This window comes from Lysinibacillus sp. NPDC097195 (genome assembly GCF_044762075.1).
In the GTDB taxonomy this organism is placed as follows: domain Bacteria; phylum Bacillota; class Bacilli; order Bacillales_A; family Planococcaceae; genus Lysinibacillus.
This window is the reverse complement of the sequence record NZ_JBIWDP010000001.1, coordinates 2,156,692-2,179,673: the sequence shown is the minus strand read 5'-3', so window position 1 is coordinate 2,179,673 and position 22,982 is coordinate 2,156,692. Positions and strand designations below refer to the sequence as shown.

The window sequence follows — 22,982 nt, the reverse complement described above, 5'->3', positions numbered from 1 at the left end:
TTAACTATAGTTAAAAATGGGAATTTGGGTAGGAAAGACTTATCCAAATTTTTATTTTGCAGTAAAACAGAATAAATGTTCGCTTTTTTCTTGCGTCTTCTCAAAAAAACAAGTATAGTAGAGATAGACAAAAACAGTGAACAGTTTCAAAGGAGGAAAAATAATGAGTGATCGTAAAGCAGCCTTAGAACAGGCGTTAAAACAAATTGAAAAGAATTTCGGTAAAGGCTCTATCATGAAGCTAGGCGAAAAAACAGATTTAGAAATTGCTACATCTTCTAGTGGTTCGCTAGCACTTGATGCAGCATTAGGCGTTGGTGGCTATCCACGTGGCCGTATTATTGAAGTATATGGTCCAGAATCATCAGGTAAAACGACAGTTGCGCTACATGCCATTGCAGAAGTACAAGCAAAGGGTGGACAAGCAGCATTTATCGATGCTGAGCACGCGTTAGATCCAATTTACGCTCAAAAATTAGGTGTAAATATTGATGAACTATTATTATCACAACCAGACACTGGTGAGCAGGCGCTTGAAATTGCAGAAGCATTAGTACGTAGTGGCGCGATTGATATTATCGTTATTGACTCTGTTGCAGCACTAGTACCAAAAGCTGAAATCGAAGGCGATATGGGTGACTCTCACGTTGGTTTACAAGCGCGTTTAATGTCTCAAGCATTACGTAAGCTATCAGGGGCTATCAATAAGTCTAAAACAATTGCTATTTTCATTAACCAAATTCGTGAAAAAATTGGTGTAATGTTCGGTAATCCGGAAACAACGCCTGGTGGTCGTGCGCTAAAATTCTATAGCTCAGTACGTTTAGAAGTACGTCGCGCAGAAGCAATCAAACAAGGTAATGATATTATGGGTAACCGTACGAAAATTAAAATTGTCAAAAATAAAGTGGCACCACCATTCCGTACAGCTGAAGTTGATATTATGTATGGTGAAGGGATCTCAAAAGAGGGCGAAACGGTCGATTTAGGTGTAGAATTAGATATCGTTCAAAAAAGTGGATCTTGGTATGCCTATGGCGATGAGCGTCTAGGTCAAGGACGTGAAAACGCAAAACAATATTTAAAAGAAAATCCTGCTGTTTTAGAAGAAATTGCAAATAAAATCCGTTCTTCTTACGGCATCGCCGCACAATCGTATACAATTGCTGCACATGATGATGAGGAAATGGATGAAGAGCTAATGCTTCTTCTTGAAGATGAAAAATAATGACACAACGTTCCCGCTTTAAAGAAGTGAGAATGATAATGACTGGAGCCAACTCAAATTTATCGAGTATGTCTCCAGTCTTTTTTTCTGTAATTAAAAAACAGTACGCATCTAACAGAGTGAGCTCGATTTTTTCGTCTTCATTGTTAGTGTCATAGAATGTTTTGTATTGATAGTCTGCTAAAGTATAGTGAATATGATAACTTTAAATTTCAAAGTAGTATTGTTAGGATGGTTATAAATAGGACAAATATTTATTCTGTCAAAGAAAGTACAAAAAATGGTGTTAAGATGCCGGTAATTGTGGTAATAATTGTATTATATCCTTTGTACTGAATTAACAGAATTTTAAACTTAGAAGGTCTTTTTTCTAGCTCAAAAGTAGTAGTTAATAAATACATCATATGGATATGACTTACTTTTTTTCTTGTCGATAGGCGAACAGATGCCCGTCTATCCTTGACAGAGCCTGAGGCTAGCTATACAATTAAATATGTATAATTTCTGAATTATGACTTTAAAATAGGCAGTACATTTTTTGTATGCGCCGACTGAAACTGTATTACCCAAATAGCAAGAGGAGGTGTTCATATGGATGGAATTACTATCATCTCCGCTTTGCTTGGACTCATCGTTGGTGCCGCTGTTAGCTATATCTACATGAAAAAAGTGAATGACTCAAAAATCACTGGTGCTAAACATGTCGCTGAAACAATCGTTGAAGAAGGAAAACGAGAAGCGGAGGCATTAAAGAAAGAAGCACTACTTGAAGCCAAAGATGAAACTCACAAATTTCGAACTGAAGCAGAAAATGACATTCGTGACCGTCGTTTAGAACTTCAAAAACAAGAGAACCGTTTATTGCAAAGAGAAGAAAATCTTGATCGCAAGGATGATGCTCTAAATAAGAGAGAAGCCGGCTTGGAGCGTAAGGAACAGGCTCTAGCTGAAAGACAACAGCATATTGAACAGATGGAGAGCAAAGTGGACGAGCTCGTTGTAACGCAAAAAACAGAACTAGAGCGCATTTCTGCTTTAACAAGAGATGAAGCCAAAGCTATTATCTTAAGTGAAGTAGAGAAAGAGCTAGCAACTGATATTGCTGTCATGACGAAGGAATCTGAAATGCGTGTGAAAGAAGAATCTGATAAAAAAGCACGTGAAATTTTATCACTGGCGTTACAACGCTTTGCTGCAGACCATGTAGCAGAAACGACAGTCTCCGTTGTAAACTTGCCAAATGATGAAATGAAAGGTCGTATTATTGGTAGGGAAGGTCGAAATATCCGTACGCTTGAAACGTTAACAGGTATCGATTTGATCATTGATGATACACCAGAAGCGGTAATTTTATCTGGATTTGATCCAATTCGTCGGGAAACGGCTCGACTTGCACTTGAAAAGCTGGTACAGGATGGGCGTATTCACCCTGCTCGCATCGAAGAAATGGTTGAAAAATCTCGCCGTGAGGTTGATGAACAAATTCGTGAAACAGGGGAACAAACGACATTTGAAATCGGTATCCACAATCTACATCCAGATTTAATGAAAATTTTAGGTCGCATGAAGTATCGTACAAGCTACGGTCAAAACGTTCTAAAACATTCAGTGGAGGTTGCGCATTTAGCAGGCTTACTAGCTGCTGAGCTTGGTGAAGATGTAGCATTAGCTCGTCGTGCAGGTTTATTGCATGATATAGGGAAAGCAATCGACCACGAAGTTGAAGGAAGCCATGTTGAAATTGGCGTGGAATTAGCTACGAAATATAAAGAACATCCTGTTGTAATTAACAGTATTGCTTCTCACCACGGTGATACTGAAGCAACATCTGTTATTGCGGTATTAGTAGCTGCGGCAGACGCTTTATCAGCAGCTCGCCCAGGTGCTCGAAGTGAGACTCTGGAAAACTATATTCGCAGACTTGAAAAATTAGAAGAGATTTCTGAAAGCTATGATGGCGTAGAAAAATCATATGCGATCCAAGCAGGTCGTGAAATCCGAATTATCGTTCAACCCGAAAAAATTGATGACTTAGCATCACATCGACTTGCACGTGATATTCGTAAGCGTATTGAAGAAGAACTAGATTATCCAGGGCATATTAAAGTAACCGTTATCCGTGAAACACGTGCAGTGGAGTATGCTAAATAATACATGAGAAGGCTCCTCTTGACTTTAGTCAAGGGGGGTCCTTTTTTATATTAATGGATGATAGCAATATAAACTAATTCCCTCTTAAAGAGATAAGAGCGGGGGGGAACTTCTTTACAAAATGTAAGCAATGCAGCCGTAGATAAAAGTGTTAGATTGATGGCAGTCAATCTAACACTTTTTGTCGTTCACCCTAGTCAATCATCCGTTCAACGTAGCTGGTTATGGCATGAGTATCCTCTTACTCCAATATGAATAAAAGGCTGTTAGCGATAATATAATAGGCCATAAAACTTTTTGAAAAAAAACCTAGTGAAAACAACGGGATATAGACTAGCCAGCATATGTTATGTCGAGGGGGAAGGTTGTTGCGAGAAACAATCACATTGTATGATGCATTGAAAATAGTACGAAAGCAATTGCTTTATATTATGAGTTTTGCACTCTTCCTAGCATTAATCACAGCGTTTCTAAGTTTCTTTATTATTAAGCCTACCTATGAGGCAGAAACACAGCTTTTAATAAATCAAAAAAACACCGCTCAATCTCCCTTAGGTGTTCAGCAAATGGAAACCGATCTGCGGTTGATTAATACGTATAATGTCATCATACAAAGCCCTGCAATCTTATCGAATGTTATTAGTCAACTCAATTTAACGAGCACACCTGAAAAATTAAAGGAAAAAATAACCGTATCGAACGCTAGTAATTCTCAAGTTGTCAATATTGCAGTGCGTGATCAAAAGCCTGCCATGGCAGTTAATATTGCCAATACGGTAGCGGAGGTATTTCAAGAAGAGATTCAAGTGTTAATGACGATCGACAACATTAATATTTTGTCAGTTGCAAAATTAGACGACAAGCCAGAGCCTGTTGCTCCAAATAAAACTTTCTATATTGCGGCAGCAACAATAATTGGATTTATAGTAAGTGCCGCCATTGCCTTATTGGTAGAATGCTTCGACACAAAAGTTAAAACAGAGCAAGATGTTGAAGAAAAGATTGGGTTGCCGATTATTGGCATCATCAGCAAAATTAACGATGCTACCTAAAATTATAGTATCCCACAACATAAGGAGGGCGAAGCGGTGTATCAAGAAAAGAGAGCGAATAAAAAAAAGCTGAAAAAAATGGGGAGAAAGCTTGTAACGGTTAGTAACAGCCATTCTTTTGTCTCAGAGCAATTTCGTACAATACGAACAAATATTACTTTCGCGATGCCAGATCAAGAAATTAAAACAATCTTAGTGACTTCAGCCACGCCAGGAGAAGGGAAATCTACGAATGTGGCTAATTTGGGCGTTGTATTTGCACAAGAAGGGAAAAAAATATGTATTGTCGATGCCGATTTACGTAAACCGACAATGCATTATACGTTTCAATTACAAAATTTGAGGGGTCTGTCCAATTTATTAACTAAACAATATGACCTGTCAGATGTGTTAAATAGTACAGACATTCCCAATCTATTTGTTTTGACGAGTGGACCGATTCCGCCTAATCCGGCTGAATTACTATCCTCCAAAGCTATGGATAGTGTAATCAGGCAACTTATTAATGATTTTGACATGATTATTTTTGATGCGCCACCACTGTTATCTGTAACGGATGCGCAAATTTTATCTAATAAATGTAATGGGACATTGTTAATCGTCAATAGCGGTGCGGTGGAAAATGCGAGTGTATTAAAAGCGAAAAGTAGTTTAGAGGCATCAAAGGCTAATATATTAGGTGTAGTTTTAAACAATTATAAAATACCAGTCGGTGAATATTATGATCAATATTATCATAAGTAAAATGTGCATAAATAGGGAAGTGAATCGTATTGATAGACATACACAGCCATATTTTAGTGAATGTCGATGATGGTCCTGAAACAATGGAGGAGACTTTTCGATTATTTGAACAAGCTGTAGTAGAAGGTATTACAGCACTTATTTCTACATCACATGCACTGCACCCTCGTTACCATGTCCAGTGCCATATAGTAAGTGAACAAATTGCTCAATTACAACAGGAAATTAACAGGCGTAAATTGCCATTAACACTTTACCCAGGACATGAGGTGAGATTGGCAGGTAATATAGTTGAACTGCATGAAAAAGGACAGCTACATACATTAGCGCAATCGAATTATATGTTAGTAGAGCTTCCTTCAAGTTTTATCCCACCATATATAAGCACCATCATTTACAACTTATTGACAGCAGGTATAACACCTATTATTGCACATCCAGAACTAAATGCTGCTATTGCAAAAAATCCGAGTATATTGGAGCAACTTATACGGGAGGGGGCACTTGCACAAATCACTGCAGGGAGTTTAGCCGGTAAGTTTGGTAAGTCCATTCAACAGTTTTCCTTAAAATTAGTTCGGTCAAACCTTGTCCATACATATGGGTCCGATGTGCATAACATCAAGTCACGTCCATTTTTATTTGAGAAAGGACTTCAATTTTTGGAGAAACAAAAACAATTGGATGCAGTAGATATTTTTTTAGAAAATAATGCGCGAATTATCAACAATCAACCTTTTATAGTTTATGAACCCGAAAATAATTTCAGCAAAAAAAGTTGGAAGTTATTTGGGTCGATGAAGAAATGACGAAGCAAGATGACCGTAGAAGCGAAGCGCCATAAAAATGATGGAATTAAACATATAGGGGGACAGTGTGGGATGAGAGTTGTTTTTATGCGAAGCAATCCAATTTCTCCAGATCCAAGAGTTGAAAAAGAAGTGGACAGCCTTATGGAACATAATTGGCATGTCCAAATTTTAGCTTGGGACAGAGATAATAAATATAAAGCAAGAGTGCAGTTTTTAAAACGCTCTCATGCCATTAAAATCACAAGATTTGGCATCCCTGCTACTTTCGGTGGAGGATTTAAAAAGAATTTTTTCCCGCTTATACGATTTCAATTAAAGCTATTCCGATGGCTATTTCAAAATAAAAATGCGTATGATATTATCCATGCTTGTGATTTCGATACAGCACTTGTAGGTACGATTTGTGGGAAAATCCTTCGGAAAAAAATCATTTATGATATGTTCGATTCGGTCACTGCACCCTTTCATGGACCAGTCATTATTGGGAAAATAGTTGAACAAATAGATATTGCACTTTTAAATAGCGTGGATGCAGTCATTATTTGTACTGAAAAGCGAAGAGGTCAAATTGCTAAAGCAAGTCCAAAAAAAGTAGAAGTGATTTACAATACTCCGCTCCATGTGCATTTAAATGATCATTTAAATTTAAATCAAGAAAGAGTAAAAATTGCCTATATTGGTATTCTGGCAAATAAAAGACTCATTAGCGAACTAGTAGATATCGTAAAAAATAATCCAAAATATGAATTACATATTGGTGGATTCGGGAAGCTTGCCGACGAATTAGCACAGATAGCACACCAATTTGACAACATTGTATTTTACGGAAAAATCCCCTATGAAAAAACGCTAGCATTAGAAAAAAGTTGTGACATTATGACCGCCATTTATGATCCGGAAGTATCCAATCATTATTACGCAGCACCAAATAAATTTTATGAGGCGCTTATGCTTGGCAAACCATTAATTATGGTGAAAAACACGGGAATGTCTGAAGTAGTGGCAGAAAATAATATAGGTGAGCTAATCGATTTTAATCAAGAGAGTCTCCAAAAAGCTATTGAGAAGCTCATTGAGCGTAAAAAAGAATGGCCTGAAATAGCACGCAAAATGAAGCTATTATACGAGGAACAATATAGTTGGCGTGAGATGGAGAAGCGCATTATTACCTTATATAACAATTTATAAAAATTAAAGTCATAGCTTAACTTCAAAGACTGCTAGGGGGATTTTCAACGCTATGAAAATTTTATTTGTTGCGCAAAATTTTCAGATGGGTGGTATTCAAAAGGCTTTAATTAATACGCTAAAGGAAATGAGTGTTGAAGAGCAGTTTGAGATCGATGTGTTTACATTCGGCAAAGGTGAACTCCTAAAAGACATCCCTCCGAATGTACATGTATATGTTGGAGGCTTATTGTTGCAGCTCATTGCCACGCCATTTTATAAAGTGAAACAGAGCAAAAACTTCTGGCATATCATTCTTCGAATAGTATGTATGGTCATTGTAAGATTAATTGGCTCTAACCATTTTTATGCACTGCTTTTTAAGAGGCATCGCCATTATAAACAGTATCATATTGCCATTTCTTATTTTAATGACGCACCGAATAGTTATTTTAATCAAGGAACGAATTTATTTGTAGATAAATTTGTCAAGGCGGATAAAAAGTTTGCCTGGATACATACCGATCCACTACGAGCAAACTTCAGTTATAAAAGTTGTGTGAAAACCTATCAAAATTTTGATAGATTAATTTGTGTTTCAGAAGCCTGTAAGCAAAAATTACAGCAATTTCTTCCTCAATATCAACTGAAAGTACAAGTTATCTACAATTTTTTTCCTATAGCAGAAATAAAGGAGATGGCAACACAGTTTACGCCATTTGACAAAGGTCCAATAGATTTATTATCAGTTGGAAGAATGGATAATGCGACGAAAAGGTTCGACCTCATTCCGTATATTTGTAAACTGTTGAAAGAGCGCTCTAGCCAGCGATTCTATTGGCGAATTATAGGCGATGGACCAGACCTACATCATAATCAAAAATTAGCACTACAATTAGGTGTGGCAGATGTAATAGAGTTTGTTGGCGAATGTCATAATCCATATCCGTTTATTAAACAAAGTGATGTCCTTATATTAACTTCAGCATATGAAGGCTATCCGATGGTAGTGGGAGAGGCTTTAATATTAGAAACGCCTGTTATTACAACAAATTTTGCAGCAGCAGCAGAACAACTTCGAGACGGTTTAAATGGATTGATAACATATGGGGATGTAGAGGAGATTGCCATAGCTATTGCCAGTGTAATTAGCGATGAGGGGAATCTTCAGAAGATGAAAAAATATATTGAAGAAAACCGTTATACAAATCAAAAAGCACAGGAGCAATTAGTAATGGAGTTTGATCGCTAATGACATTAAAAAACATACATGTCAGTATGTTGATTTGTATTGTTTCCAGTCTATTTGTTGTCTTAAAAATGTACACAGGAAGTAATCTATTTCTTATAGTTTTTATGCTATTAATAATGACTGCGATGCTGTTAGATAAACAACCACATCGCGTGGAATATTTGCTATTTTTTATTTCATGGGTATATGTCATCAAGTTCGATTTAACAAGTTATTCGCTGTTTGTCGTGCTTAGTTTTGTGTATATTGTGGTAAGTATAATGACCCTTATTATGCTAAACAAAAGTATATCAACTCGGCTAGTCTTCGCCTATATGTTATTTGGGTGTTTTGCCATTGGGGCAACGCTGTTTAATGGAGGCAATTTAATCGAAGTGTTGGGTTTTGTCTTAAATTATAGTGTGCTCTTTTTTGCCGTGCTGTTCATCGATTCAAACACTTATTTTAAAAGATATACGTATATCTATGCAACAGGTTTATTAAGTGCTGCAATTGTTCGTTGGATAAGCTTTTCTGTACAAGAGATTGACAGCTTTATTCAGTCCATGACAATAGTCAATACAGTAAAGACAACAAGTGCTTTAAACACAAGATTTACAGGTTTAGATTTAGATCCGAATTATTTCAGTTTGCAAATTCTTATTGCAATCACTTGTTTACTAGTCCTTTGTTATTACGATAGCAAAAAGAATATTAAGCCCATTGTATTTATTATAGTATTAGCGATATTTGGGATATTTACTTATTCCAAAATGTTTATCATCACATTTACTGCTTTTATTTTATTAACGTTCTTCATGTTTGTTAAAAACAATGTGAAAACAGCAGTCAAATTTGCTTCATTTATCATAATGATTTGTGGTGTTATGCTACTTTTCTTTTATGAGAAGCTTTTCGAAATATACAAGTTTCGTTTTTTTGGAGCAGGGACGTCAACAGATGCAATTACGACGGGGCGATTAAGTAGGTGGAATATGTTTGCAGCGGAAATTTTTCAAAGTACAAAAATATTTATAATGGGGGCTGGTTTTGGAACAAGCTTTTCCCATGAAAAAATGGCACATACAATGTACTTATCAACGCTATATTATCTAGGGATAATTGGAATTGTTCTAGTACTCCTATACATCTCCAGCCTTAATCAAGTACTCCGACAAAATATTGGTATTAGTAGAGAAACAACTTTTCAACTATTTTCGATCAACGCAATTCCTCTTTATATTATGTTAATTGCCAACATTGTTTTAGATTCTTTCATCATGGATTTTTTCCCTTTTCATATTATGCTAATTATGTTTGCGTTAACGTTTCAGAAAAATCAAGAGAGTATGGCTGGGAGGTAAACTAATGCTATTATTAAGCATGATTGTACCGATTTATAATAGTGAACGTTATGTAAAGGCTAGCAAATTATTTTATTCTGCGATATGTGTGAAATGGGGCAAAAATGATGAAAAATAAAGCCAGACACGGGGTGGTAGACATTGTAATATGCGAAGCATGGATTGACGTGAAACGAAGTAGACGTGAATAATGCGAACTAAGAAAATCATTTTAAATTTATTTTCCAATGTGACGTTGCAAATTGTTACGGTAATCATTAATTTTATTATGCCTCGATTATTTATAACGACATACGGCTCCGCTACGAATGGACTTGTGACATCGATTAAGTATTTTTTAAGTTACTTAAGAATTGTAGAAGCGGGGGCGGGCAGTGCATCTATCGCAGCACTGTATAAACCTTTAGCGATGAACGATAAAGAACAGATAAACGGCATTCTATCTGCAACTCATTATTTTTACAGACGTTCGGGTATAATATTTGTGTTTTTAGTGGCCCTTTTAGCAATTGGCTACCCATTGCTCGTCAATAAAGAAATAAGCCCACTTATTGCATTCAATTTGGTGATTGTGCTCGGTCTCAGTGGTGTTTGGGAATATTTTTTAATCGGAAGATATTTAGTGCTTCTAACAGCAGATCAAAAAAGCTATATTGTTTACCGTATTCAAACAGCTTTATTGATTGCTAGTACAATACTTTCCTATACTTTCCTCACGCTTGGTTTTTCCATTGTCGTGGTTGTTGGTAGTTCTAGCATTTTATTATTACTAGATATCCTTTTTTTAAAAGTATATGTCCAAAAAAAATATCCGTATTTCAATAGTAGTGTAAAACCTAATACACCAGCAATTAGTAAGAAGTGGGATGCTTTCATCCATCAAATTGCTTCGTTAGTTGTCTTTAACACACCGATTATATTAATTTCCATTTTTCTTGGTCTTACAGAGGTTAGTGTATTTACGGTGTACAATATGGTATCTAATGGTATTACATTGTTTATTTCCGCTTTTTCAGGAGCGATGTTAGCAGCCTTTGGAGATATACTTGTAAAAGAAGAGCGAGAGGCATTACAAAAACATTTTCATTATTTTGAATACGTTTTTTTTGCGGTCGTGGCATTTTGTTATACTTGTACAGCAATTTTAATTTTGCCTTTTATGACAGTCTATACGGCTGGCATTGTCGATGCAAACTATATAAGACCGGAGCTAGCGACACTTTTTGTTATTTGTGGCATTGCTAATGCCCTTCGCATTCCTGCCACGACATTAGTCAATTCGGCGGGACATTTTAAAGAGACAAAGATGCGCGCTGTCATTGAAGCGGCCTTAAGCTTTTGTGTCTCTTTTGTATTAGTTCAATTTATAGGAGTAGAAGGAATTTTAATAGGGTCATTATGTTCACATGTTTATCGTACATGCGATTTAATGCTTTATACATCCAAAGTAATTTTAAAAATTTCAGTATTTGTTACACTAAAAAAACTTGTTTTCAATGGTAGTTTGGCTTTCGTTGCAGCCTCGCCGTTCTTATTCTTCATCGAGCTACATATTGCAAGTGTCGGAGCATGGATTGTTGCAGCGATGTGCATCTCTATATGGACGATTACCGTTATTTTTCTTGGAAATTGTATATGCCAACCAATCACAACGCGTAATATTTTGCTACACTTAAAGCGGGTAATTTCTCCTCACTAAAAGTTTTCTTTTGGTTGTGAAAGAAAGCTTTTTACGACGATTTGTAGCCGTTTTTTGAAATATGTAGATGAATGGATTTGTAGAGTAAGTGCAAGCGAACATATATACACGAATTATCATATTCGAGCGAGTAAACAAACAATTCTTTATCTATGGCAAAAAATAAGCAACATTATCCAGAGATGATTTTTCTCTTTATTTTTGCGGTAGTTGAAGATAAAATGGTAAACTCTAATGAGTGTTATTGAAAGAAAGAGTGGTTTTGAAAAATGAAAGTACTATTTATTGGAGATATCGTCGGTTCAATTGGACGAGATGCGGTAGAAAAATATTTACCACGATTAAAAAAGAAGTATGGTGCAGATGTAGTGATTGCCAATGGTGAAAATGCAGCGGCAGGTCGCGGCATTACACGTAATATTTATAATGATTTGTTACAAATGGGTGTAGATGTTATTACAATGGGTAACCACACTTGGGATAACAAAGATATTTTTGATTTTATTGATGATGCGGATTATTTAATTCGACCAGCGAATTTTTCACCTGAGGCGCCTGGTAAGGGTATGGTGCAAATTTCGAAAAATGGCGTTACATTATCAGTGATTAATTTACACGGTCGTGTATTTTTGCCGCCGCATGAAGATCCATTTGCAATGGCAGAGCAATTAATTGAAGAAGCCCATAAAACTTCACCACTTGTCTTTGTGGATTTCCATGCAGAAGCGACAAGTGAAAAAATAGCGCTTGGTTGGCACTTAGATGGTAAGGCATCTGCAGTTGTTGGAACACATACGCATGTGCAAACAGCGGATGCACGCATTTATCCTAATGGTACTGCCTATATTACAGACGTCGGCATGACTGGCCCATATGATGAAATTTTAGGTATGACAAAGGAAAGTGTCATTTATAAGTTCCAAACGAATATGCCATCACGTTTTGAAGTACCGAAAAAGGGTCGTGATGTGTTAAGTGGCTTTTTTGTTGATATTGATGATAAGACAGGGAAAGCACTCCGTTGTGAAAGAATATATATTAATGAAGATTATCCGTTTCAAGGGTAAATGGAAAAACTACTGTACAAATCGTATGTACAGTAGTTTTTTTGTAGCTACTAGTTGTTGGAACGAAGAAAAGTGCATGAATTTTAGGGATTTCTAATATATAAGAAATGAAAATAGTCTATTTTCATTTTGCTGAGCATAAAATGACCTATCGACAATAACTTGAGGTCCAAAATAAAGGGGGACATGAGTTGTTGAGCGTAAACACTATTCGCGAAACGGGGAGGAATAATTGTGGATTCATTAAAAGTATCGTCACGCTCTAATCCAAATTCAGTTGCAGGTGCATTAGTCGCGGTAATCAGAGAAAAAGGGCAAGCAGAAATGCAGGCAGTTGGGGCAGGTGCACTTAACCAAGCCGTAAAAGCAGTGGCCATTGCACGCGGATTTGTAGCGCCAAGTGGCACAGATTTAATTTGCGCTCCGGCGTTTGCCGATATTTTAATTGCTGGTGAAGAACGTACAGCCTTAAAGCTGCTAGTAGAAAAACGTGTTCGATAATAAAGGAGAACTTTAATCGGTGGGGGCAACCCCACCGATTATTAAGTGCTATTATGAGTGCACTTTTTGAGTGCCAGGCACCGAAACAATTCTGAATATTAAAACATTTATGTGAAAACAAAGTGAAATTTACGTATGGGTTCTGCTCAAGATAGACACAACATAAGCCGCAACTAATCGCACGTTAGCGATGGTTGCGGCTTATGTTGTGCTCACAGAAAGTGCCAGGCACCGAAACAATTCTGAATTTTTACGCGGAAGATGATCAATCTTGCTAAAAACCAATAATAAATGCTAGACTATGCACTGGAAATCAGCGAGTTAATCATTTATATTTAAGTGATTTGAAAATTACAACTTTTTGAACAATATTTTCGGTCAAAGGTCTGAATTTCGCCTATTTCATTGAATAACAATAGTGTAGACCGTTTCTTCGTGTTAAACTTATGAAGGAAAAAAATAATAGTATACATTGGATTTTAAGGAGTTGTTGAGATGTTACATCAGCTTTCGTGGAAAGTCGGTGGGCAACAAGGTGAAGGGATCGAGAGTACTGGTGAGATTTTCTCGATGGCAATGAATCGTCTAGGTTATTTCCTATACGGTTATCGTCACTTCTCTTCTCGTATAAAAGGTGGCCACACTAATAATAAAATTACAGTTCGTCCAACAGAAGTACGTTCTATTGCGGATGATTTAGATATTTTAGTGGCGTTCGACCAAGAAACAATCGACGTCAATTATAAAGAACTAACAGAAAAAGGTATTATTTTAGCGGATGCAAAATTTGAACCCGTAAAGCCTGAAGATTCAAAAGCACCATTATTTGCTGTCCCATTCACAGAGGTAGCAGCAGAGCTTGGTACAACGTTAATGAAAAACATGGTGGCCATCGGAGCTACCGCTTCACTTTTAAACTTAGAAGATGCTGTGTTCCAAAATGTAGTCGATGACATCTTCGGCAAAAAAGGTGAAGAAGTTGTTCAGAAAAACATGGAAGCCATCGCACGCGGTCATGAAATGATGAATGAACTATTAGGCGACCGTATCGGTGAGTGGGCATTAGCGCCAGCTGATGGTAAACGTCGTATGTTTATGATCGGCAATGATGCAATAGCACTTGGTGCACTAGCTGCAGGGACACGCTTTATGGCAGCATATCCAATTACACCGGCATCGGAAATTATGGAATACTTAATTAAAAAATTACCGAAATTCGGTGGTGCCGTAATTCAAACAGAAGATGAGATTGCTGCAGCGACGATGGCGATTGGTGCAAACTTCGGTGGTGTGCGTTCGTTTACAGCGTCAGCAGGTCCTGGTCTTTCATTGATGATGGAAGCCATCGGTCTTTCTGGTATGACTGAGCAACCTTTAGTTGTGATTGATACACAACGTGGCGGCCCATCTACTGGTTTACCAACGAAGCAAGAACAATCGGATTTAATGGCGATGCTGTATGGCACGCATGGTGAAATTCCAAAAGTAGTCATCGCACCTTCAACAATGGAAGAAGCGTTCTTTGACACAATTCAAGCGTTTAATATTGCAGAGGAATTACAATTGCCTGTTATTTTAATGACGGACTTACAGTTATCACTTGGTAAACAAACGGTTGAACCATTTGATTACAAAAAAATTGAAATTCGTCGTGGCAAAATTGTTACTGAGGAAATTGAAGCATCAGCAGATAAAGCTTACTTCAAACGTTATGAAGATACAGAAGACGGTATATCACCACGTGTATTACCAGGTCATTTAAATGGTATCCACCACGTAACAGGTGTTGAGCATGATGAAACTGGGAAGCCATCTGAAGCAACTGGCAATCGTCGTACACAAATGGACAAACGCTTCCGTAAATTAGATGCATTGAAGTTCGATACACCGGTTTACAAAAATGCTCCTCATGAAGAAGCGGATGTTTTATTAGTAGGCTTTAACTCAACACGTGGAGCAATCGAAGAAGTACAAGAGCGTTTAAACGCACAAGGCTTGAAGGTGAACCACGCGCATATTCGCTTAATTCATCCATTCCCTTCTGCTGAAATGGCACCTCTTGTGGCAAAAGCGAAAAAAGTAATCGTTGTAGAAAACAACTATACAGGTCAATTAGCAAATATCATGAAAATGAATATTGGCGGTCACGATAAAATTGAGATGATTACTAAATACAACGGTACGCCGTTCTTACCAGGTGAATTAGAAGATAGAGTGAAGGAGTTGACTCGCTAATGGCAACATTCAAGGATTTTCGTAATACAGTGAAACCAAACTGGTGCCCAGGTTGTGGCGACTTCTCTGTACAGGCTGCCATTCAACGTGCAGCAGCAAATGTAGGCATCGAACCAAACGAACTAGCCGTTATTTCTGGGATCGGCTGTTCAGGTCGTATTTCAGGTTATATTAATTCCTATGGTTTCCACGGTATTCATGGCCGTGCACTACCAATTGCACAAGGATTAAAAATGGCAAATCGTGATTTAAACGTCATCGCCTCTGGTGGTGACGGAGATGGTTTTGCGATTGGTATGGGGCATACGATTCATGCTATCCGTCGTAACATCGACATCACATATGTTGTTATGGATAACCAAATTTACGGTTTAACAAAAGGGCAAACATCTCCACGCTCGGCTGCTGGATTTATTACAAAATCAACGCCAGGTGGTGCAATTGAGCCGTCGTTAAAACCATTGGAAGTAGCTTTAACAAGCGGTGCAACGTTTGTGGCACAAGGTTTCTCAACGGATATTAAAGAATTAACAGCTTTAATTGAAGCGGGCATTAACCATAAAGGTTTTTCTTTCATCAACGTATTTTCACCATGTGTTACGTATAACAAAGTGAATACCTACGATTGGTTTAAAGAAAACTTAACAAAGCTTGCTGATATTGAAGGCTACGATAATGCTGACCGTGGCATGGCCATGCGCACAGTGATGGAGCATGAAGGCTTAGTAACAGGTATTATTTATCAAGATAAAGAAACAACTTCTTATCAAGAAAAAGTGCCTGGTTACGCTGAATTACCATTAACGGATATCGACATTAAAATGAGCGAAAATGAATTCGATGCACTTGTGCAGGAGTTTATGTAAATAGATTATTCAAAACTACAACTTCAACTATGTGGTTTTGAATGTCACAAAAGGCATCAAGATGTTTATCTTGGTGCCTTTTGCTATGTATTCAATGATGAGGGTGCCAGGCACTAGTACATTTCCATGCAATTTATGAATTACCAAGTAAAAATCCACGCAGACTCCTGCGGGAACAGCACAGAACGTAAGACGCAACAGACGACGCGGATAGCGACGGTTGCGGCTTACGATGTGCCCGCGGAACGCGAAGTGGATTTTTACGATTTAGGAGCCGAAATGATGCAAGGCAGCTATACAAGGTGCCAGGCACTCAAACAATTTAATTACATTTTCATTATGAAAATGAATTCGATGATTAGTAGGGGGCGTCCGCGGGTAAAATTAAAGGAAAAAATGATACAATAAAAGAAAAAAAGAGGCGATGTTCGTGAATAATATCATTGATTTTATTGCGAAAAAAAAGGAACGAGAAGAACAGCAACGTGCCCGAGACTTAGAACGGTATGTTGCGACTCATTGTAAATTTCATCAGCCAGAAAATATTGATGCACTCGTTGATGGGAAAGTAATTGAAGTGAAGGATCATACGTTGTTTTTAGGGTTTTTATCCATATTAAAAGATGAACAAATTGAGCCCCTTCATATCTTTCAGGACGTATTTACTTTAGAACCTATCCGTTTTGAAATGGCCTATAACATGAAGTGGTGGTCAGTTGTGCAGCTTGCTTTTACATTTTTAACAATTTTAAAAGAAAATGAACCGCATACATATGCCGATTTTCTAGGATTATCTTAATTTATCTAGGGTGTGTGCACGTCTGAGAAAATGAGCCAAACGTGCGCATACAGTACTGGATTCTCCTTATTTTCAACTTCAAAAGCCCCCTTTTATCGCTCAATCCTCTAAGACTAAAATCCGATAGTAATTTATCCATATTTAAAAAAAGAATGTGCGGCCAATGATTTGTTATTCTTCAACCTATGGAGAAACAAAAATAACGGAATGTTTATAATAAGCAAGTGTATTTAAGTCGAAACCGCGACATTTAGTACACAAACCTTGTAGGAAGTAGTAATCATTCAGTATAATAGTAAAATGGGAATTCGAATGCACGGATTTCGTTTGAAAGGAGTTACCTGACCTGCAATGAATGAAGAACAACGATTAACTAGTCAACAAGTCAATCAACCAAAAAAAGAAGACAAGCCTGAAAAGGATTATAGTAAATATTTTGAGAAGGTTTTTACAGCACCTTCATTAAAAGATGCAAAAAAACGTGGCAAAGAAGAAGTGAAATACCATAAAGACTTCCAAATTGCCGAACAATTTGCTGGCATGGGTGAGGGACGGACGTTCTATATCCGTACATATGGCTGTCAAATGAATGAGCACGATACAGAAGTAATGGCTGGGATCTTTATGCAACTTGGCTATACATCAACTGACATTATCGAGGAAGCAGATGTCGTGTTACTAAATACATGTGCGATTCGTGAAAATGCAGAAAACAAGGTATTTGGAGAGCTTGGTTTCCTGCTAAAATATAAACGCAAAAATCCAGAAATGCTGATTGGCGTATGTGGCTGTATGTCGCAAGAAGAATCCGTAGTCAATAAAATTTTAAAAACGTATCCACACGTCGATATGGTCTTTGGTACACACAATATTCACCGATTACCAAATATTTTAAAAGAAGCTTACATGTCGAAGGAAATGGTGGTAGAGGTTTGGTCAAAAGAGGGCGATGTTATCGAAAACTTGCCGAAAAAACGACTAGGTTCCATTAAAGCTTGGGTAAATATTATGTACGGCTGTGATAAATTCTGTACGTATTGTATTGTGCCCTATACGCGAGGGAAGGAGCGTAGTCGTCGTCCAGAGGAAATTATTGCTGAAGTGCGTGAGTTAGCAGCATCGGGCTATAAAGAAATCATGCTGTTAGGTCAAAATGTCAACGCTTACGGCAAAGACTTCGAGGACATTGACTACCGACTTGGTGATTTAATGGATGAACTGCGCAAAATTGATATTCCGCGTATTCGCTTTACAACAAGTCACCCACGAGATTTCGATGAATATTTAATTGAAGTGCTAGCAAAAGGCGGTAACTTAGTTGAACATATTCATTTACCGGTACAATCAGGCTCAAATGAAGTGTTGAAGATTATGGCGCGTAAATATAGTCGTGAGCATTTCCTAAGCCTTGTTGATAAAATTAAAGCGGCAATCCCTGGCGTAACGCTAACAACGGATATTATTGTCGGCTATCCAAACGAAACGGAAGAGCAATTCGAAGAGACTTTATCGTTATACCGTGAAGTAGGCTTTGAAATGGCCTTCACATATATTTATTCTCCTCGTGAAGGGACGCCGGCTGCGAAGATGGTTGATAATGTACCGGAAGATGTGAAAAAAGAACGTTTACATCGTTTAAATGCCGTGGTACAAGAGTATTCAAGAAAAGCGCTTGAAGGCTTAAAAGGCGAAATCGTAGAAGTGTTAGTCGAAGGAACAAGTAAACGTCGTGATGATGTACTGGCTGGCTATACGCGTAAAAATCGCCTTGTGAATTTTAAAGCACCAACAGAGTTGATTGGACAGTTAGTGAACGTGAAAATAACGGAGGCTACTTCTTATTCATTAACTGGAGAATTTGTGGAAGTAGTAAAAAATGAAAAGGTGGAAGCGTAAATGACTCAAGTATTGTATACAAAAGAAGATTTAATTAAAAAATCCCATGAAATTGCGCATATGATTGCGAATACACCAGAAGTAGATTTTTTTAAAAAAGCTGAAGCACAAATTAATGAAAATCAACTTGTTCGTGAACGTATAGCTAGTTTAAAAAGCTTACAAAAGCAAGCAGTTAATTTCCAACACCTAGGTAAAGAAAAAGCGTTAAAAATGATTGAAGATAAGATCGCAAAAATTGAAGAAGAAATTAATGCGATTCCTGTTGTGCAGCAATTTAAAGAATCACAGGGTGATGTTAATGACTTATTACAATTAGTGTCAAACACAATTGCCAATAACGTGACAAATGAAATTGTTCGTTCAACTGGTGGCGATGTATTACGTGGTGAAACAGGTTCGTATGTACAAAATTCACAGCCTGGAAGCTGCTCATAAACAAATAATAGAAGAAACAGCCCGAATAACAGCATTCGGGCTATTTTTATGGCCTAATTTAGGAGGGCGTTTGCATGCAATTAGAGCCTTTACGAAAGCTGATAAAGGTAAAATTGTAGAAAGTAAGTCCATTAGATTCTATGAAATATGTTCACCCAATGGGCGCTACCTGCATATGATGGAGTGAAAAGAGTCGAAGGAGGAATTGCGCTGAAACGTTTACGACAAATCGTGACGAAAGCAGTAGTTGCCAAAGGGAAGAAGAGAACAGAAGAACGTGTAACGTTATGTCCAACAAATAAACCGACAAGCATTCTCGGTTGCTGGGTAATCAACCATACTTGTTCAGCAAAGAAAGTCGGTAAATTTGTAGAAGTGTCAGGAAAGTTTGATGTCAATGTATGGTATGCTTATAGTAATCATTCGAAAACAGCAGTGTTTTCGGAAACGGTTCACTATAAAGATAAGGTAAAGCTTCATTTTAGAGATGGCGAAGTAACAGTTGGCGATGATGTACGAGTGCGTGTGATTCAAGAACCAAATTGCATGGAAGCGATAATTTCTCCATGTGGCACGAAATTTGAAATTGTAGTAGAGCGTGAGACAGTTGTTGAGGTAATGGGTGAAATGACAATTTGCATAAGTGTACATCCGCTAGATTTCGAAGAGGAATGGAACTTTAGTGATGAGAGCTCATCTTCATCTTCTTCCTCATCTAGTTCAAGCTCCAGCTCTAGCTCAAGTTCGTCTAGCTCGAGCAGTGATGGGAGATTTGTTTTAGAGTCGTCATCGTTTCCTGATGAGCGCCCAAGATAGAACACAAGAAGATATTTTTTGGATACATGCGAAATGCTAGCATCTTTACAAAGGTGAAATAAGCGTTTCGCATGTATCTTTTGTTATAATAAAACTAACGATCAGGGATGACGTCCACTTATGTGGAAAAAAGTAGTTGTGGGTGAAAATTTTGTTTTAGGAATGTATAAATGTTCAGTAACAAAGAGCAAGCCCGCAATAAATACTACCTCCTAGTGCAGGCGTTTAGCACGCATTTAAGCGATAGGGCGTAGTTATTGTAAAACTGCTAGGAAGCAGATTTATTTTAAAATAAACAAGAAGCAAAGATGCTTTAAAGGCAAGAGCGAGGGAATTTATTAAATGACAACATACACACCAATGATGCAACAATATTTGCAAGTAAAAGAAGATTATCAAGATGCCTTTTTATTTTTTAGATTAGGTGACTTTTACGAAATGTTTTTTGAAGATGCCATTAATGCATCGCAAATTTTAGAAATCACATTAACAAGCCGAGATGCAGGTGCTAAGGAGCGTATTCCGATGTGTGGCGTACCGCATCACTCGGCTAAAAATTATATTGAAACACTTGTGCAAAAAGGCTATAAGGTCGCAATTTGTGAACAAACGGAAGATCCAAAGCAAGCAAAAGGCGTAGTCAAACGTGAGGTAGTGCAACTGATTACACCAGGTACCATTATGGAAGGGAAAGCGCTTGATGGGAAAACTAATCATTTTATAGGCGCTGCCCAACAGTTGGATGCTACTACATTTGGTTATGCCTACTTGGATCTATCGACAGGTGAAGCCATTGCATCATCCATAGAAGGTGATGGCAAGGCACTGCTAATGCAAATGCAAGCATATGGTATTCGTGAATTAATCGTAACGGAGAGCTTACAGCTTCTATTAGCAGAACATGCTGTAAATGTTGGAATCGTTCTTTCCGTTGAAGAAGATGAAATGGCGATGGACAAAGCTGCGAACTATTTAGATGCAGTACCAACGACGATACAGGAAGCATGCCTTCGTTTACTTCATTATATTGATAAGACACAAATGCGTTCACTTTCGCATATTCAAGCATTTACCTTTAATGAAATGAAAAACTATTTGCGTATTGATTCTAGCTCGAAGCGCAACTTAGAGCTTATTCAGTCCATTCGTGGCGGCGATCAAAAGGGCACGCTCTTATGGCTTTTAGATGACACTGTTACAGCAATGGGCGGACGAAAGCTTAAACAATGGCTCCATCAACCGTTAGCCTCACGTTCAGCGATTGAAGCAAGACTCGAAATGGTGAGCGATTTGTTAGAAGAATATTTTGTTAGATCAGAATTACAAAGTTCTTTAAAGCAAGTATATGATTTAGAACGTTTAGCTGGTCGGGTCGCATTCGGCAATGTAGGCGGGCGCGATTTAGCACAGCTTCGTGAGTCGTTACGTCAAGTGCCAGTTATTCAACAACAGCTAGTAGGAGCCCCTAAAGAAACATTGCAAAAGCTAGGTGCAACACTCGATACATGTGCAGATGTGGAGGCTTTATTGGCACGTGCGATTACAGATAACCCGCCAATCACCATTAAAGAAGGCGATGTCATTCGGGATGGCTATAATGAACGCTTAGACGAACTGCGCTATGCATCCCGCAATGGTAAGGACTGGATTGCCCAGTTAGAACAAGCAGAACGTACGAAAACAGGCATTAAAAACTTGAAAATCGGCTATAACCGTGTATTTGGTTATTATATCGAAATTACAAAATCTAATATTCATTTAGCAGATTTAACGCGTTATGAACGGAAGCAAACACTTGCAAATGCAGAGCGTTACATTACGCAAGAATTAAAAGAAAAAGAGGCACTTATTTTAAATGCTGAGGAAGAAAGTTTAGCATTAGAATACAACCTATTCGTGGAAATTCGTGAGCAATTAAAATCTTACATCCCACGTGTCCAAGCATTAGCCGCAAGTATTAGTGAATTAGATGTCTTGCTGAGCTTTGCAAGCGTCTCAGAAAAATATCGTTTTACAAAACCGGAATTTCATGCGGGTCGTGCACTAGAAATTATGGAAGGACGTCATCCTGTTGTCGAGAAAATGCTCAATAAACAAATGTATGTCCCAAATGATTGTGTGCTTGAAGAAAATCACAATATGATGCTTATTACAGGGCCGAATATGTCCGGTAAAAGTACGTATATGCGCCAAGTTGCGCTAATCGTAGTGATGGCGCAAATGGGTTGCTATGTACCTGCGGAAAAGGCGAGATTGCCCATTACAGATCAGATTTTCACACGTATTGGGGCTGCTGATGATTTAGCAGCGGGACAATCAACATTTATGGTAGAAATGCTAGAATCCCAGCATGCCATTATGCATGCTACAAAAAATAGCTTAATGCTGTTTGATGAAATTGGTCGTGGGACGTCCACCTATGATGGTATGAGTCTAGCGCAATCGATGATGGAATATATTCATGACAAAATAGGTGCCAATACACTGTTCTCCACGCATTATCATGAATTGACTGCCTTAGAGAAAGAATTACCTCGCTTACAAAATGTCCATGTATCTGCCACTGAAAAGAACGGGGCAGTGGTCTTTTTACACAAGGTAAAAAAAGGAGCGGCTGATAAATCATACGGTATTCATGTGGCACAGCTAGCGCAATTACCTGAGGAAATTTTAGAGAGAGCACGTATTTTGCTTGAAAATTTTGAAGCCGGTAAAAAACAACCAGCGTCACAAAAAGTAGAGGAGCAACCTGTACAAATGTCATTATTTACAGAACAAGCACCGCTATCTTCAGCTGAAGAAGATGTTTTGAAAAACTTAGAGAAGGTCAATATCCTTGGCACATCACCGATGCAGGCCATGAATATTTTATATGAATTACAACAGCAATTAATCAACGCTAAAAAATAAAGGAGT

Annotated in this window: 18 protein-coding genes; all 18 read left to right on the top strand. The window is 37.8% G+C overall.

Going from position 1 to position 22,982, the window contains the following annotated elements; translation table 11 throughout:
* Window positions 1-163: 163 nt before the first annotated feature.
* A complete protein-coding gene (gene recA, locus ACIQXI_RS11335; RefSeq protein ID WP_173477690.1) occupies window positions 164-1,228 on the top strand; it encodes a recombinase RecA in 1,065 nt (354 codons plus the stop codon).
* A gap of 591 nt (window positions 1,229-1,819) precedes the next feature.
* Window positions 1,820-3,379, top strand: a complete 1,560-nt coding sequence (gene rny, locus ACIQXI_RS11330) for a ribonuclease Y (protein ID WP_402924653.1) — start codon at window positions 1,820-1,822, stop codon at window positions 3,377-3,379.
* A 368-nt stretch (window positions 3,380-3,747) separates the two neighbouring features.
* A complete protein-coding gene (locus ACIQXI_RS11325; protein WP_402924651.1) occupies window positions 3,748-4,431 on the top strand; it encodes a YveK family protein in 684 nt (227 codons plus the stop codon).
* A gap of 78 nt (window positions 4,432-4,509) precedes the next feature.
* Window positions 4,510-5,175, top strand: a complete 666-nt coding sequence (locus tag ACIQXI_RS11320) for a CpsD/CapB family tyrosine-protein kinase (RefSeq protein WP_402925750.1) — start codon at window positions 4,510-4,512, stop codon at window positions 5,173-5,175.
* Window positions 5,176-5,204: 29 nt separating this feature from the next.
* Window positions 5,205-5,984, top strand: a complete 780-nt coding sequence (locus ACIQXI_RS11315) for a tyrosine-protein phosphatase (RefSeq protein ID WP_402924649.1) — start codon at window positions 5,205-5,207, stop codon at window positions 5,982-5,984.
* A 72-nt stretch (window positions 5,985-6,056) separates the two neighbouring features.
* Window positions 6,057-7,175 carry a glycosyltransferase gene (locus tag ACIQXI_RS11310; protein ID WP_402924647.1) on the top strand — a complete coding sequence of 373 codons (1,119 nt, stop codon included), beginning with the start codon at window positions 6,057-6,059 and terminating at the stop codon, window positions 7,173-7,175.
* A gap of 52 nt (window positions 7,176-7,227) precedes the next feature.
* Window positions 7,228-8,406: a glycosyltransferase gene (locus ACIQXI_RS11305; protein WP_402924645.1), complete on the top strand. Its 1,179-nt coding sequence runs from the start codon at window positions 7,228-7,230 to the stop codon at window positions 8,404-8,406.
* Window positions 8,406-9,749 (top strand): O-antigen ligase family protein, encoded by a 1,344-nt coding sequence (locus tag ACIQXI_RS11300; protein WP_402924643.1) that lies wholly within the window; start codon window positions 8,406-8,408, stop codon window positions 9,747-9,749. Before ACIQXI_RS11305 ends, ACIQXI_RS11300 begins: the two co-directional genes overlap by 1 nt.
* A 190-nt stretch (window positions 9,750-9,939) precedes the next feature.
* Window positions 9,940-11,448 (top strand): lipopolysaccharide biosynthesis protein, encoded by a 1,509-nt coding sequence (locus ACIQXI_RS11295; RefSeq protein WP_402924641.1) that lies wholly within the window; start codon window positions 9,940-9,942, stop codon window positions 11,446-11,448.
* A 269-nt stretch (window positions 11,449-11,717) separates the two neighbouring features.
* Window positions 11,718-12,515: a TIGR00282 family metallophosphoesterase gene (locus ACIQXI_RS11290; RefSeq protein WP_402924639.1), complete on the top strand. Its 798-nt coding sequence runs from the start codon at window positions 11,718-11,720 to the stop codon at window positions 12,513-12,515.
* A 234-nt stretch (window positions 12,516-12,749) separates the two neighbouring features.
* The gene (locus ACIQXI_RS11285) at window positions 12,750-13,016 is read left to right on the top strand and encodes a stage V sporulation protein S (protein ID WP_010858535.1); all 267 of its coding nucleotides are present in this window, start codon (window positions 12,750-12,752) and stop codon (window positions 13,014-13,016) included.
* A gap of 495 nt (window positions 13,017-13,511) precedes the next feature.
* The gene (locus ACIQXI_RS11280; RefSeq protein WP_402924636.1) at window positions 13,512-15,251 is read left to right on the top strand and encodes a 2-oxoacid:acceptor oxidoreductase subunit alpha; all 1,740 of its coding nucleotides are present in this window, start codon (window positions 13,512-13,514) and stop codon (window positions 15,249-15,251) included.
* Window positions 15,251-16,117 (top strand): 2-oxoacid:ferredoxin oxidoreductase subunit beta, encoded by an 867-nt coding sequence (locus ACIQXI_RS11275; RefSeq protein ID WP_069510033.1) that lies wholly within the window; start codon window positions 15,251-15,253, stop codon window positions 16,115-16,117. The genes ACIQXI_RS11280 and ACIQXI_RS11275 overlap by 1 nt, the downstream gene beginning before the upstream one ends.
* Before the next feature lie 424 nt (window positions 16,118-16,541).
* On the top strand, window positions 16,542-16,916 hold the full coding sequence (locus ACIQXI_RS11270; protein WP_402924634.1) for a 2-oxoglutarate ferredoxin oxidoreductase subunit beta: 375 nt from the start codon (window positions 16,542-16,544) through the stop codon (window positions 16,914-16,916).
* A gap of 351 nt (window positions 16,917-17,267) precedes the next feature.
* On the top strand, window positions 17,268-18,812 hold the full coding sequence (gene miaB, locus ACIQXI_RS11265) for a tRNA (N6-isopentenyl adenosine(37)-C2)-methylthiotransferase MiaB (RefSeq protein ID WP_402924633.1): 1,545 nt from the start codon (window positions 17,268-17,270) through the stop codon (window positions 18,810-18,812).
* Complete coding sequence (locus ACIQXI_RS11260) at window positions 18,813-19,250, top strand: YlbF/YmcA family competence regulator (RefSeq protein WP_402924630.1); 438 nt, start codon at window positions 18,813-18,815, stop codon at window positions 19,248-19,250.
* 147 nt (window positions 19,251-19,397) lie between these two features.
* The gene (cotE, locus tag ACIQXI_RS11255; protein WP_402924628.1) at window positions 19,398-20,066 is read left to right on the top strand and encodes an outer spore coat protein CotE; all 669 of its coding nucleotides are present in this window, start codon (window positions 19,398-19,400) and stop codon (window positions 20,064-20,066) included.
* A gap of 342 nt (window positions 20,067-20,408) precedes the next feature.
* Window positions 20,409-22,976 (top strand): DNA mismatch repair protein MutS, encoded by a 2,568-nt coding sequence (gene mutS / locus ACIQXI_RS11250; RefSeq protein WP_402924625.1) that lies wholly within the window; start codon window positions 20,409-20,411, stop codon window positions 22,974-22,976.
* Window positions 22,977-22,982: the final 6 nt, after the last annotated feature.

What these genes read in the sequence shown, in the direction of transcription:
- ACIQXI_RS11300 (WP_402924643.1), top strand. Translation starts at nt 8,406, where the DNA reads ATGACATTAAAAAACATACATGTCAGTATGTTGATTTGTATTGTTTCC.
- ACIQXI_RS11275 (WP_069510033.1), top strand. Translation starts at nt 15,251, where the DNA reads ATGGCAACATTCAAGGATTTTCGTAATACAGTGAAACCAAACTGGTGC.
- ACIQXI_RS11295 (WP_402924641.1), top strand. Translation starts at nt 9,940, where the DNA reads ATGCGAACTAAGAAAATCATTTTAAATTTATTTTCCAATGTGACGTTG.
- mutS (WP_402924625.1), top strand. Translation starts at nt 20,409, where the DNA reads ATGACAACATACACACCAATGATGCAACAATATTTGCAAGTAAAAGAA.
- miaB (WP_402924633.1), top strand. Translation starts at nt 17,268, where the DNA reads ATGAATGAAGAACAACGATTAACTAGTCAACAAGTCAATCAACCAAAA.
- ACIQXI_RS11305 (WP_402924645.1), top strand. Translation starts at nt 7,228, where the DNA reads ATGAAAATTTTATTTGTTGCGCAAAATTTTCAGATGGGTGGTATTCAA.
- rny (WP_402924653.1), top strand. Translation starts at nt 1,820, where the DNA reads ATGGATGGAATTACTATCATCTCCGCTTTGCTTGGACTCATCGTTGGT.
- ACIQXI_RS11260 (WP_402924630.1), top strand. Translation starts at nt 18,813, where the DNA reads ATGACTCAAGTATTGTATACAAAAGAAGATTTAATTAAAAAATCCCAT.
- cotE (WP_402924628.1), top strand. Translation starts at nt 19,398, where the DNA reads ATGTTCACCCAATGGGCGCTACCTGCATATGATGGAGTGAAAAGAGTC.
- ACIQXI_RS11270 (WP_402924634.1), top strand. Translation starts at nt 16,542, where the DNA reads ATGTTCGTGAATAATATCATTGATTTTATTGCGAAAAAAAAGGAACGA.
- ACIQXI_RS11280 (WP_402924636.1), top strand. Translation starts at nt 13,512, where the DNA reads ATGTTACATCAGCTTTCGTGGAAAGTCGGTGGGCAACAAGGTGAAGGG.
- ACIQXI_RS11320 (WP_402925750.1), top strand. Translation starts at nt 4,510, where the DNA reads ATGGGGAGAAAGCTTGTAACGGTTAGTAACAGCCATTCTTTTGTCTCA.
- ACIQXI_RS11290 (WP_402924639.1), top strand. Translation starts at nt 11,718, where the DNA reads ATGAAAGTACTATTTATTGGAGATATCGTCGGTTCAATTGGACGAGAT.
- recA (WP_173477690.1), top strand. Translation starts at nt 164, where the DNA reads ATGAGTGATCGTAAAGCAGCCTTAGAACAGGCGTTAAAACAAATTGAA.
- ACIQXI_RS11310 (WP_402924647.1), top strand. Translation starts at nt 6,057, where the DNA reads ATGAGAGTTGTTTTTATGCGAAGCAATCCAATTTCTCCAGATCCAAGA.